Origin of the sequence: Rhodococcus sp. MS16 (genome assembly GCF_013277795.1) — a bacterium.
GTDB lineage: Bacteria > Actinomycetota > Actinomycetes > Mycobacteriales > Mycobacteriaceae > Rhodococcus_F > Rhodococcus_F globerula.
On sequence record NZ_VBTM01000005.1, the window covers coordinates 932,003 to 944,651 of the forward strand.

The window sequence follows — 12,649 nt, forward strand, 5'->3', positions numbered from 1 at the left end:
TTGCTTCAGGTGCTTGACTCGTTTCCGAGATCACACGTTACGTAGCGGACATACGCCCACGCCTCTCAGGTCACCGTTAGGTTACGACAACAACATGAGGCTGGCTCACATTACGCTTGCGGCGCGTCCGCCGTCCAGATGTTCGGTCAAGCCCGCAAATGGGCTAGAACAGCTAGAACCCGACGATGTCCGCTTTGGGAAGTCGACAGGCCGAGCTTCGCGAAGATATTTCCTATGTGCTTGCTCACAGCAGTGTCGCTGACAACCAGTTTCTGCGCGATTTCCTGATTTCCCAACCCTTCTGCCATTAAACCGAGCACTTCCGATTCCCGCGGGGTGAGTGCGCGAATGGGATCGTCGGCGCGACGACGGCTCATCAGTTGGGATACCACCTCGGGATCCATGACGGTTCCGCCGCCGATCACCCGCTCGAGAGCGTCGACAAATTCGGCGACCTTGCCGACGCGTTCCTTCAGGAGGTATCCCACACCGCCGGCGCCACCCGCGAGCAGCTCACCGGCGTAGCGGTCCTCCACGTACGCCGAGAGGACCAGAACGGGGAAGCCTGGCCGTGCCTTGCGAACCTCTATCGCTGCCCGCAGACCCTCGTTGGTGAACGTGGGCGGCATCCGCACGTCCAGGACACCGGCGTCTGGGGCCGTTTCCTCGAACACCGACAGGAACTGGTCCGCGTCCGGCACCGCGACGACCTCGTAGCCCTCCCCGCGCAACAGCAGCGCCAGTCCCTCACGCAGCAAAGCATCGTCCTCGGCAATCAGTATCCGCACGGCAGTTCCACCCTCATCGTTGTCGGCCCACCGGCCGGACTGTCCAGGACCACAGTTCCCTCGAATGCTTCGACCCGACGCCTGATGCCGGCGAGACCGCCCCCGAGGCGCTCGCTCGCGCCGCCGTGTCCGTTGTCGAGAACATCGATTGTCATGGTCTCAGGATCGGATTTCGTGGCCGCTCGCACAGTGACGGCGTGTGCTCCACTGTGTTTGGCGACGTTGGTCAGCGCCTCGGCCACCACGAAGTAGGCAGCGGCCTCCACCGCGGCCGGAGCGCGTCGTAGGTTCTCGATCTCGAGCACACAGGGCACGGTTGAACGTCCTGCAAGAGCGGACACCGCACCGTCCAGACCGAGTTCGTCGAGAATCGGCGGGTAGATGTCGTGAACAAGCGCCCGTAGCTCGCTCAGCGCTTCCGTGGCCGCTGCCTGTGCCCGATGCACCTGCGGAAGCGCCTGATCCGGATTGTTCGCCAGGGCCCGCTCGGCCATTCCCAGCATCATCACCACCGCCACCAGACGATTCTGGGCACCGTCATGCAGATCCCGCTCGATACGTTTGAGTTCTGCCGAGTGTGCGTCCAACGCCGCCGCACGACTTGCGGTCAATTCGCTCACCCGCCGCGACAAATCCGCCCGGGCATCATCCGCAAGGAGAGACGACGCCAACAGAGCGAGCCACCGCGCCATCGCCGGAATCAGCCACCACGCCAACAACAAATACAGGGCACCGATGACGGGCATGCCGGCCGCGCCCCACCACGACGTCACGGGATAAGGATTGGACACCGGCTCGTCGGCGGGCATCGCCTGCCAATAGAACGGAACCGCAAAGGTATTGAGCGCGCCCAGTGGCAACGCGACGGTGAGAAGTCCGGCAACGGGTGCTCCCATCGCATGGAGCACCAACCAGCCACCGTCGCGTCGCGTCGACCGTTCGGTGAGCAGTCGACGCAGATCCCCGATCCCCGGATTGGTCGGCATGGGCGGATAGCGATGGGGAACAGCAGAACCCGAGTAGCGAGCCGAACGAGCACGGGCAAGATCCGCCCACCACCGCAACACACGCACGTACGACGGAACCAGCGCCCACCCCACGATCAGCACCGACAGCGAGAGCAGGACCATGCCCGCTATCACCAAAGCCAGGGACACCACGCCGGCGCAACCCTCGACAAGCACGTAGCGCACTGCCCGAAACCTCTGCTTCACCGTCCCAGCATGCCGCACTCACCGCGCAGATCCACTACAGCTGGCTACACCATTGATTCGGGACTCTGCAGGATGTCGGGACGCGCCGAATCTCCCTAGCGTCTATTTCATGAAGAATCGACACGCGGCCCTCAATCCCCCGGCACCGACGGCGACCACTGCGGCTGTTCGTCTCGAGGGAGTCAGCAAGGTCTACGGCAAGGTCTACGGCAAGGTCTACGGCAAGGTCTACGGCAAGGGCGGCGGCGTCACTGCTCTCGACAATGTCAGCCTCACCCTGCCCCGCAGCACGTTCACCGCGGTCATGGGCCCGTCCGGTTCCGGCAAGAGCACCTTCCTGCACTGCGCTGCCGGTCTCGACAGCCCGACCAGCGGATCGACCTGGCTGGGCGGCACCGACATGTCACGACTGAAGCCGAAGGCCCGCAGCATCTTCCGACGCGATCATGTCGGTTTTGTCTTCCAGGCGTACAACCTGCTCGGCGCGCTGACCGTGCAACAGAACGTCACACTCCCCCTACTCCTCGCCGGACGCACCGCCGACAAAAACTATCTGACCTTCGTTCTGGAGGCCGTCGGACTCGGTGCGTTGCGCAATCGCGCACCCGCCGAACTGTCCGGCGGACAACAACAACGAGTTGCCATCGCCCGAGCACTCGCCACTCGACCCGACGCGCTTTTTGCCGACGAACCCACCGGCGCGCTCGACTCACGCAGCGCGAAGCAGGTTTTGGAACTTCTGCGCCACACCGCTGCCGAGTTCGATCAGACCGTTGTCATGGTCACCCACGATCCCGTTGCCGCGTCGTATGCCGACCGAGTGCTGTTTCTGGCCGACGGAAAACTGGTCGGGCACATCGACCGGCCCACTCCGGCGCAGGTCGCCGAGCGCATGACGCACCTCGGGGACTGGTGACCGTGAAAGCTCATACCGTTGCCCATCTGAAGGCACATCGCTCCGGCTTCATCGCCGTATTCGTATCCGTGTTCTGCGCCGCCCTCCTCACCTGCGCGTTGGGCATTCTGCTGGAATCGGGAGTGCGAGGTGGAGTCTCGCCGCACCTGTATGCCGGAGCCGATGCCGTCGTCAGTGCGCCGCAGGCATTGGCGGTCAAGGAAGACGCCGATCAGCCCTTTGCCGAGCGGGTTCTGCTCGATAGCGATGTGGTTCACAAGCTCGATGCACTCGATGCCACCGTCGTTCCCGATATCTCCATCCCCGTCAGCACCGCCGACGGCGTCGTACTCGATGCACATCCTTGGCGTACAGCGCAATTGGCACCATATTCGCTGACCGGAGGACGCGCACCGCAGAACAGCAATGAAGTTGTCTCCACCACCGGCGCTGCCGTCGGTGAGCGAATCACGCTGGCGCACGGCGGGATAGTGGACGAGTACACCGTTGTCGGCACAGCCGATTCGGATTCGGAAGCATCACCGGACCGTCCGGCACTCGTCTTCCTCGAAGACCAGGAGGCCGAACGGTTGTGGCCGCATCACGGCTCGGTCACCGCCGTCGGTGTGATCGCACCCGAAGGCGTGAACGCGGCCGCTCTCGCCCGCGAGGCCCTGTCCGGCACCGACGCTGAGATCTCGGCCGGCACCGCGCGTGGCGGCATCGAATTCCTCGACGCCGGTGCTGCGCGGACCCAGTTGATCGCGCTCTGCGCGTCGTTTGCGGGTCTCGCTTTGATGGTCGCCATGTTTGTCGTGTCCAGCACGCTGTCTCTCTCGATCAACGCACGCCGTCGAGAATTTGCTCTGCTGCGCGCAATCGGCGCAACCACGTGCCAGATTCACACGATGATCGGACGCGAGGTGCTCTTCGTCGCTACCGCCGCAGCCGCCCTCGGGCTGATCCCCGGCTTCCTGCTCGCGAAAGTTCTGGGCGCACAGTTCGCGAGCGCCGGCGTCATCCCTCCCGATTTTGCCTTGGTATACAGCCCGATTCCCGCTTTGAGCGCGTTTGTCATCTGCGTTCTGACCGCGCGGGGCGCAGCGGCGGTGGCTGCCCGCCGCCCGGCAAAACTCGAACCTACCGAGGCGCTGCGCGAATCCGAGCGCGGCCCAGCCGAATTGAGTAGGCCCAGGATTGTCACCGGAGCCGTGCTCGGCGTCCTCGGTCTGAGTATGTCCGCACTCCCGGCGTTCCTGCCCGGCGAGGCTGCAGCTGCCGGAGCGGGCAGCAGCGCGCTGTTGCTGATCTTCTCCGTCGCCTTGCTTGGCCCACTGCTCGTGCGCGCCATCATCCGGGCCGTCGGCGGACCACTGCGTCGTAGCACCCGAGCGCCGCGAGTTCTGGCTGCCGCAAATGCCGAATCTCACTCGCGTCGGCTCTCCTCCGCCATCGTGCCGCTCGCTCTGGCCATCGCCCTGGGCTCCGTGCAGTTCTTCAGCCAGTCAACCGTCGCCGCGGAGGCAACCGATCAGTCGATCAAGGGAGTGACCGCAGATCTGATCGTGGGCGCTCCGGCCGGCATCGCACCCGCGCTCGTCGATTCCGTCAGGGCAATTCCGGGAGTGAGCGCCGCCAACCCCGTCGTCCGCAGTCAGGTCCTGCCGGTGACGAGTGGTGACGAGGCCGGCGCAGCGGTCACCCCGATCTCCGCGCAAGGAATCGACGCCGCTCACGCCGCGTCCACTCTCGACCTCGATGTCATCGAGGGAGATTTGGTCGATCTGACCGACGACACCGTTGCCGTGAGCAGCGACGGTGCCTTCGCCCTCGGTGCCCGCGTCGGTGGTCGCATCGATCTCCATCTCGGCGACGGCACGGTGATACATCCGTTGGTTGTCGCGAAGTACGGTCGTGGACTCGGTTTCGGCGACGTCACTCTGCCAGTCGATACGCTGCGGACACACTCCACCGACGCGCTGATCGACGCGGTTCTGGTGCGCGCCGAACCTGGACGCATCAATGAGGTGCAGCAGTCACTGCAGTCCTTCTCCTCTATCTCGGCAATGAACCAGGACCAGTTCGGGGCCGCCGGCGCCGACGAGCGTCGGATGCAGTCCTGGGTGAGCATCCTCGCGGTCCTGGTTCTGCTCGGTTATCTGGCTGTCGCTGTTGTGAACACCTTGGTCGCGGCCACGGCGGAACGCGCGCGAGAGTTTGCCCTGCTGCAACTCGTGGGCGCCAGAACCAGTCAGGTTCGCGCAATGATGCGGATCGAATCCGTCATGGTGGTCGGTATCGCCATTGTGGTCGGGACGCTGATCGCCATACCTCCGCTGGTGGGGATCGCGATAGCCGTCTCCGGCGCGCCGGTACCCACCGTCTCGCCGGCGGTCTACGGATCGATCGTTGCCGTCACTGCCGCCTTGGGATTCCTGTCGATCGCCGTCCCGACGCGGGCGGCACTGCGCAAGAACTGAGTGCCACTACCGTCGTCACTTATGGACGCGGCCGACTGGGACAAGAAGTACGAACGATCGGAACTCGTCTGGGGCGCTCCCCCGAACGAGCTTCTGGTGGAATACGCGACGGCCCTCCCCCACGGCAAGGCATTGGACCTGGCCTGCGGAGAGGGCCGCAACGCGTTGTGGCTGGCAACACGAGGCTGGGAAGTGACCGGCATCGACTACTCGGCCGTCGCGATCGACAAGGCCCGCACGATCGCCTCCCGATCCCCACGCTCCGTGGTCGATCGACTGGACTACCGCTGCGGTGACGTCACCACGGTCGAGTACGGCCACAATTACGATCTTGCGCTCGTTCTGTACCTCCATCTGCCGGCACCACAGCGCACGTTGGTTGTGAACCGTGCCATAAATTCTCTGAAACCTGACGGAATCCTCATGATTTTGGGTCACGACCGAAGCAACGTCGATTACGGCGTCGGCGGACCACAGGATCCCGAAATCCTCTACACGCCAGAGGATTTGATGGAAGAATTCGGAAACCGGCTCAGTTTCGAGATCGCCGGAAATCCGCACAGACACACCGAAACGGGAATCGCGATCGACGCACTTGTCATCGGACGGAAATTCGATGTTGGCAGTTGAAAGAACGACTAGTAACATGTATTAAGTTACCGACGAGTAATAAACTTCGGGCGGTACTAGGAGTGCTGGACCGCACCACCTCACTGGGAGAAGCAGACATGGGCCATTACAAGAGCAACGTCAGGGACCTCGAGTTCAACCTCTTCGAGGTACTCGGACTGGAAAAGCCACTGAGCGAAGGCGCTTGGGGCGATCTCGATGCCGACACCGTCCGCAGCATGCTGGCCGAGGTCGCACGACTGGCTGAGGGACCGCTCGCCGAGTCCTTCGCCGACGCCGACCGTAACCCGCCTGTCTTCGACCCGGAGACCCACGAGGCGAAGCTTCCCGAATCCTTCAAGAAGTCCTTCCGCACCATGTGGGACGCCGAGTGGTTCCGCATGGGGCTGAGTGAAGAGGTCGGCGGCGTTCCCGTCCCCCGCACGGTCGTGTGGGCGATCGCCGAAATGCTCCTCGGCGCGCAGCCGGCCGCATTCATGTACCAGGCCGGCCCCTCCTTCGCCGACGTGCTGTTCAACAACGGCACCGAAGAGCAGAAGAGCTGGGCAGCCACTGCTGTCGAACGCGGCTGGGGCGCCACTATGGTCCTCACCGAGCCCGACGCAGGCTCCGACGTCGGCGCCGGCCGCACCAAGGCGATCAAGCAGGACGACGGCTCCTGGCACATCGAAGGTGTCAAGCGCTTCATCACGTCCGCAACCTCGGATGATCTGTTCGAGAACATCTTCCACCTCGTCCTCGCTCGCCCCGAAGGCGCCGGCCCCGGCACCAAGGGTCTGAGCCTGTTCTTCGTCCCGAAGACGCACTTCAACTTCGAGACCAACGAACTCGGCGAGCGCAACGGCGTCTTCGTCACCAACGTCGAGCACAAGATGGGCCTCAAGGCATCCACCACGTGTGAGCTCACCTTCGGTGGCCACGGCGTCCCCGCCCAGGGCTGGCTGGTCGGCGAGGTTCACAACGGCATCGCGCAGATGTTCGACGTCATCGAGCACGCTCGAATGATGGTGGGCACCAAGGCTATCTCCACCCTTTCCACCGGCTACCTCAACGCTCTCGACTACGCAAAGCAGCGCGTCCAGGGTGCCGATCTCACCCAGATGACCAACAAGGCCGCACCGCGCGTCACCATCACGCACCACCCCGACGTGCGTCGTAGCCTCGCGATGCAGAAGGCATACGCCGAAGGCCTGCGTGCGGTGTACCTCTACACCGCGGCGCACCAGGACGAGATCGTCGCCAAGCATGTCTCGGGCGCCGACAAGGACACCGCGTTCCGTGTCAACGACCTCATGCTCCCCATCGTCAAGGGCGTCGGCTCCGAGCGCGCGTACCAGTACCTGACCGACAGCCTCCAGACCCTCGGCGGCTCGGGATTCCTGCAGGACTACCCGATCGAGCAGTACATCCGCGACTCCAAGATCGACTCGCTGTACGAAGGAACCACCGCCATCCAGGCGCAGGACTTCTTCTTCCGCAAGATCGCTCGTGACCGCGGTGTCGCCCTCGCTCACATTGCCGGACAGATCAAGACGTTCATCGACAGTGAAGCAGGCAACGGTCGCCTCAAGGCGGAACGCGCACTGCTTGCTACCGCCCTCGAAGACGTCCAGACCATGGCGGCAACCCTCACCGGGTTCCTCATGGGCGCTCAGGAGCAGCCTTCCGAGCTGTACAAGGTCGGACTCGGCTCGGTGCGCTTCCTGATGGCTGTCGGCGACCTGATCATCGGCTGGCAGCTGCTGCGCCAGTCGGAGATCGCTATCGCAGCGCTGGACAACGGCGCTTCCGACAAGGACAAGGCGTTCTACGAGGGCAAGGTCGCCATCGCGTCCTTCTTCGCCAAGAACGTACTGCCGGAGCTCACCGCGTCACGCGAGATCATCGCCAACACGGAGAACGACATCATGGAGATCGACGAAGCTGCATTCTGATTTACTGACGGGTCCGGCCGCTGAGGGTTTTCCCTCGGCGGCCGGACCCGTTTCAGTTCGCTGATCGTGAAGGTTTTTACTCGCGCAGCGAGCAAAAACCTTCACGATCGGCCGCCCACTCGGGGCACCAGTTCGGGTTGTCTGTGGTTGGCTGAACCAGCACTGCCGACTCCAACCCGAAAAGGTGATCGCCGTGGCCGCTCCGCACGAGGCGTACGAATCTCAGCCCGAGTACACGCGCGAGACAGCAGTAACAGCGCGGGGATTACGCCTCGACGGACCGTGGGGCCCGGTATTCGGCCCGGTAGACCTCGACATCGGAGCCGGCGGCGTCACCGTCATCGAAGGCTCGGCCGGATCCGGACGCACCTCACTGCTCCTGGCACTGAGCGGGCGATTGAAGCCCAGTTCCGGGTCACTGAGCGTATTCGGACGTACCCGCCCGCGCGACATCTTCGACATCTGCTCCATCGCCGGTTTCGAGGACATCGACGAACTGGCACAGTCGGTCACCGTTCGCGACCTCGTCACGGAGCAGATCCGTTGGGATGCACCATGGTACAAATTGATCGGCCGCGCCGGTGACGAGCAACTCGCCGCCGTCTGCGGGCCGGTGTTCGGCGATCACCCACTACCGCGTCTGGGTCAATACGTCAGCGATCTCGGTGAACTCGAAGCCACCTTGCTGCGGATCGCCGTCGCAAACACCAAGAAGACCGCGGTGCTTGTCATCGACGACCTCGAGCAGGTACGACGCGATTACGAGCGCGCCTACCTGGTGGAGCGACTCGCCGACCTGGGGCGATATCAGACCGTCATCTGCTCCACGGTGAATCCGCTGCCCGAAGGGTCACCGGTCGACGTGCTCACTCTGCGCGACGATGTCACCTATCCCGATCAAGAAGGCGCGAGGTAGCCGCGATGCTTGCAGGAATGTCACTCGGAACCGAGCTGAAGCGGTTCTCCCGGGGAGTCATGCCCCGAATCGCACTCGTCACCATCATCCTCATGCCACTGTTGTACGGCGCAATGTACTTGTGGGCGTTCTGGAATCCGTTCGGCGAGGTCAACAAGGTTCCGGTCGCGCTGGTCAACATCGATCGCGGCGCCATGGTTCAAGGGAAAGAACTCAACGCGGGCGACCAGGTGAGCCAAGCTCTCCTTGACTCCGGCGAACTGGACCTGCACCTCGTCTCCCCCGCCGAAGCAGCGCAGGGCGTTTCGGACGGCACGTACTACTTCTCGTTGACACTGCCCGAGAATTTCAGTGAAGCGGTCGCCTCGCCCACGTCCGACAACCCACGTAAAGCCCAGTTGCAGTTCGCCTTCAACGACGTGAACAACTACCTGGCCACGATCATCGGCCAAAATGCCGCCCAGCAGATTCTCAACCAGGTGGGCGCCACGATCGGCGCACAATCCGTCGAGACCGTGCTGCTGGGACTCACCGACGCGGGCGCCGGGCTGAAACAGGCCGCTGACGGAGCACAACAACTCTCCGCCGGCATGACAACCGCAAACGACGGCGCAGCCCAACTTGCCAGTGGCTCGAAGACTTTGGCGGACAACATGGTGACCGCCCGCGACGGCGCCGCCACCCTTGCCGGCGGTACCGCGCAACTATCTGCGGGAATCGACACCGCAACCGGTGGAATCCTGGCGCTCACCGACGGATTGGGACAACTCGATGTGGGTGCCGGTCAACTGGGCAACGGCGCAACAGAACTCAGCGGCGGCGTCACCCAAGTTGTCGACGCCCTGAATGTTCTGGGCGACACGCAAGCTCAGGCAACACAGTTGGTGGGCCAAGCCGTGGCAGCACTGCGCCTGAATCCCGATCCCGTTTCGCAGCAGATCGCCAACGCGTTGGCACCCGCCCAGGACATCCTGCGCACCCAAGGGTTCGGCGAATCCACCATGGGGCAACTGGCCGAGCTCAAAAGCGGCGCACAGCAACTCGCGTATCAACTCGGAGATCCGTCGAGCACCTTCCGTGCCGGCCTGAGCGCGGCAGTCGGCGGCGGCGGCGAACTGCGCAGCGGACTCGTCCAGCTACGCGACGGAGGCCAACAGGTCAATGCCGGCGCCCAAACGCTGAGCAGTGGTCTCGTTCAGCTCACCGACGGCAGTATCGAACTCTCCGACGGCGCTGCTCAGCTCGCCGAGGGAACCCCGAAATTGCAGGCCGGCGCGTCCGAACTTGCCACCAAGCTCACCGAAGGCTCCGGACAGGTGCCGAGTTGGACTGACGAGCAGCGCACCGCGGCAGCGCAAACGCTCTCCAGTCCGGTCGAACTGCAGGAAACCTACAAGAACCGAGCCGCCACCTTCGGCACCGGTTTCGCTCCGTTCTTCCTGCCTCTCGCATTGTTCGTGGGCGGCATCATCACGTGGATGTTGCTCAAGCCACTACAGAACCGCCCGATCGCCAACGGACTGGGAGCGCTGCGCGTTGTGTTGGCGTCGTACTGGCCGGCACTGCTGATCGGCATCTGCCAGGTGATCGTCATGTACGTGGTGGTGCACTTCGGAGTGGGACTGCATGCCACGCATGTCGCGGGCACCGTCGGATTCCTCATTCTCATCACCGCCACCTACATGGCACTCATCCAAGCCTTCAACGCGATATTCGGTGTGTCCGTCGGACGCGTTGTCACCCTGGCGTTCCTGATGTTGCAGCTGGTTTCGGCCGGCGGAATCTATCCCGTCGAAACCACAGCCAAACCCTTCCAGATCATTCATCCGTTCGATCCGATGACGTACGCCGTCAACGGTCTGCGCCAGCTCACGGTAGGCGGAATCGACTCTAGGCTCTGGGTGTCCATCGCGGTGCTCAGCGGGGTTCTGATCGCATCACTGACCGCCAGTTCGCTTGCCGCCCGGCGCAATCGGCAGTGGACGATGGATAGATTGCATCCGCCGATCGAGGTGTAGCGCTGTGACAAGTCTACTTGACATTGAATGACAAGTGTCCTTTACTTTTTCCATGGTCGAAAGAGCCGGAGACAACCGAGTGCGTGAGCACCGACGCCTCGTTGGGCTCACCCAGGCGCAGCTGGCCTCAGCTGGCCAGGTGAGTCGGCAGAGCATCGTCTCCATCGAACGCGGTGACTACGCACCCAGTGTCTACCTGGCAATACGGCTGGCAGGAGCGCTGGGAACCACCGTCGAAACACTCTTCCCGCTACCGGAACATGCCGAGGAGACAGTATGAGCACGATGATGAAGGCACTGCGGTTCGTCGGCGATCTGGACGACGACTTCTACAAGGACGAGCGCCAACGCGACGTGTGGAACGAAGCCTCAGCGGTCGGGTTCCAACTGGCGTACTGGATCGCTTTGATCGCCGCCGCGATTCTGCCGTGGGTTGCCGGACGAACCGGCGCGTGGATTTCATTCGGACTCATCATCGGGTGGTTTGTCTGTTCGATGGTGGTGCTGCGCTACGCACAGGCTCACGATGTCGATGTCTACGCGAGCATGAGGGGTCTCGAGCCCCGAGTACTCGTGGCCGGGTCCGTCTACGTGATCGCACTGATCGGCGTCGTCGCACAACTGATGGCTCGGCCGGGCGAGGGAATCGCGACCTGGGCCGGCGGTGGAGTCGGTGCGCTCATCGGACTCACGGCTGCCGTCCTGGGTGTAAAACGCCACCAGAGGCGCGCCGCCCTACGCGACGAGGCGGACGAGCTTCTCTGAACGCCCATCTTTCTGACAGCCCATCTTTTCTGACGGCCCAGAAGTTCGCGGCAACCGAATAGAGTGGAGGCGCGCTCGGGCTCTACCTGCTCGGGTCCCCACTATTCGGAGGTCAGATGCCCAGCCCACTCCCGGACTTGGTGTCGGTTGTCATACCCGCGTACAACGCCACCGAACTGATCGACGAACAGCTGGACGCACTGGCCGCACAGGATTACGCGGGCCGCTTCGAGGTGATCGTCAGCGACAACGGTTCTACCGACGGTCTTCGGCGGCACCTGGAGAACTATCCCCACGCGACCACGCTCGCGCTACGGCTGATCGACAGCAGCGACAAGCCCGGTGCGGCGCACGCCCGCAATGCCGGTGTGGCACAGTCCAAAGGCGAGCTGATCGCGTTCGCGGACGCCGACGACCGCGTCCACTCCGGGTGGCTCAGCGCGATGGTGGAAGCATGCACGCGCTACGACGCAGTGGGCGGCACCCTCGAAACGGCGTCGATCAACTCTGCTGCCGTCGCCTCCTGGCGCCCACTTCCGACAAGCGGCACATTGCCGAACATCCCCGGATTTCTCCCTGTCACTGCAGGCTGCAGTTTTGCCGCGCCACGGTCCCTCATCGACGAGCTCGGTGGATGGGACGAGGAATTCACCGGTTCCGGTGAAGACTTCGAGTTCTGCGTTCGACTTCAATTGCGGGGCTTCACTCTCGGACAGGCCACCGACGCCGTGACCGCTTACCGCCTGCGTGACTCGTACCTCGAACACTGGCGACAGAACGTGGCGGGCGGACGTGCCGATGCCAAGCTCTACGCGAGTTTCCGCGACCACGGAATGCCTCGCCGATCGCCCATTGCGCTGGCTGACACGATTGCCTACATTGTCTTCCGAAATCCCTTGATTCCGAGGAAGGTCCGGAGAAACACCACGGGAATGTGGCTCTTCCACCTCGCCAATCTCTACGGACGCATCCGTGGCAGCATCGAAAACCGTGTCTACTACCTCTGAAA

Annotated in this window: 11 protein-coding genes; 9 read left to right on the plus strand and 2 right to left on the minus strand. The window is 63.3% G+C overall.

Features of this window, described 5'->3' with window-relative positions:
* Window positions 1-146: 146 nt before the first annotated feature.
* Together FEZ60_RS17040 and FEZ60_RS17045 are read right to left on the minus strand one after the other, a co-directional pair.
* Complete coding sequence (locus tag FEZ60_RS17040) at window positions 147-788, minus strand: response regulator transcription factor (RefSeq protein WP_033231679.1); 642 nt, start codon at window positions 786-788, stop codon at window positions 147-149.
* Window positions 776-2,002, minus strand: a complete 1,227-nt coding sequence (locus tag FEZ60_RS17045) for a sensor histidine kinase (protein WP_080711609.1) — start codon at window positions 2,000-2,002, stop codon at window positions 776-778. Before FEZ60_RS17045 ends, FEZ60_RS17040 begins: the two co-directional genes overlap by 13 nt.
* A 109-nt stretch (window positions 2,003-2,111) precedes the next feature.
* Here FEZ60_RS17045 and FEZ60_RS17050 point away from each other — a divergent pair, with 109 nt between their 5' ends.
* The 9 genes from FEZ60_RS17050 (at window position 2,112) to FEZ60_RS17090 (ending at window position 12,647) form a co-directional block, all read left to right on the plus strand.
* Window positions 2,112-2,918 carry an ABC transporter ATP-binding protein gene (locus FEZ60_RS17050; protein ID WP_172936564.1) on the plus strand — a complete coding sequence of 269 codons (807 nt, stop codon included), beginning with the start codon at window positions 2,112-2,114 and terminating at the stop codon, window positions 2,916-2,918.
* Between the two features lie 2 nt (window positions 2,919-2,920).
* Window positions 2,921-5,377 (plus strand): ABC transporter permease, encoded by a 2,457-nt coding sequence (locus FEZ60_RS17055; protein WP_230590006.1) that lies wholly within the window; start codon window positions 2,921-2,923, stop codon window positions 5,375-5,377.
* A 21-nt stretch (window positions 5,378-5,398) separates the two neighbouring features.
* Window positions 5,399-6,007 carry a class I SAM-dependent methyltransferase gene (locus tag FEZ60_RS17060; RefSeq protein ID WP_033231683.1) on the plus strand — a complete coding sequence of 203 codons (609 nt, stop codon included), beginning with the start codon at window positions 5,399-5,401 and terminating at the stop codon, window positions 6,005-6,007.
* A 98-nt stretch (window positions 6,008-6,105) separates the two neighbouring features.
* Window positions 6,106-7,941: an acyl-CoA dehydrogenase gene (locus FEZ60_RS17065; protein ID WP_033231684.1), complete on the plus strand. Its 1,836-nt coding sequence runs from the start codon at window positions 6,106-6,108 to the stop codon at window positions 7,939-7,941.
* Window positions 7,942-8,134: 193 nt separating this feature from the next.
* On the plus strand, window positions 8,135-8,857 hold the full coding sequence (locus FEZ60_RS17070; protein ID WP_051730301.1) for an ATP-binding cassette domain-containing protein: 723 nt from the start codon (window positions 8,135-8,137) through the stop codon (window positions 8,855-8,857).
* A gap of 5 nt (window positions 8,858-8,862) precedes the next feature.
* A complete protein-coding gene (locus FEZ60_RS17075) occupies window positions 8,863-10,875 on the plus strand; it encodes a YhgE/Pip domain-containing protein (protein ID WP_172936565.1) in 2,013 nt (670 codons plus the stop codon).
* Window positions 10,876-10,927: 52 nt separating this feature from the next.
* A complete protein-coding gene (locus FEZ60_RS17080; RefSeq protein WP_045064590.1) occupies window positions 10,928-11,155 on the plus strand; it encodes a helix-turn-helix transcriptional regulator in 228 nt (75 codons plus the stop codon).
* Window positions 11,152-11,640, plus strand: coding sequence for a hypothetical protein (locus FEZ60_RS17085; RefSeq protein ID WP_033231688.1), 489 nt, complete (start codon window positions 11,152-11,154; stop codon window positions 11,638-11,640). Before FEZ60_RS17080 ends, FEZ60_RS17085 begins: the two co-directional genes overlap by 4 nt.
* 116 nt (window positions 11,641-11,756) lie before the next feature.
* Window positions 11,757-12,647 carry a glycosyltransferase gene (locus tag FEZ60_RS17090; RefSeq protein ID WP_172936566.1) on the plus strand — a complete coding sequence of 297 codons (891 nt, stop codon included), beginning with the start codon at window positions 11,757-11,759 and terminating at the stop codon, window positions 12,645-12,647.
* Window positions 12,648-12,649 lie beyond the last annotated feature (2 nt).

What these genes read in the sequence shown, in the direction of transcription:
- FEZ60_RS17080 (WP_045064590.1), top strand. Translation starts at nt 10,928, where the DNA reads ATGGTCGAAAGAGCCGGAGACAACCGAGTGCGTGAGCACCGACGCCTC.
- FEZ60_RS17060 (WP_033231683.1), top strand. Translation starts at nt 5,399, where the DNA reads ATGGACGCGGCCGACTGGGACAAGAAGTACGAACGATCGGAACTCGTC.
- FEZ60_RS17090 (WP_172936566.1), top strand. Translation starts at nt 11,757, where the DNA reads ATGCCCAGCCCACTCCCGGACTTGGTGTCGGTTGTCATACCCGCGTAC.
- FEZ60_RS17085 (WP_033231688.1), top strand. Translation starts at nt 11,152, where the DNA reads ATGAGCACGATGATGAAGGCACTGCGGTTCGTCGGCGATCTGGACGAC.
- FEZ60_RS17075 (WP_172936565.1), top strand. Translation starts at nt 8,863, where the DNA reads ATGCTTGCAGGAATGTCACTCGGAACCGAGCTGAAGCGGTTCTCCCGG.
- FEZ60_RS17050 (WP_172936564.1), top strand. Translation starts at nt 2,112, where the DNA reads ATGAAGAATCGACACGCGGCCCTCAATCCCCCGGCACCGACGGCGACC.
- FEZ60_RS17065 (WP_033231684.1), top strand. Translation starts at nt 6,106, where the DNA reads ATGGGCCATTACAAGAGCAACGTCAGGGACCTCGAGTTCAACCTCTTC.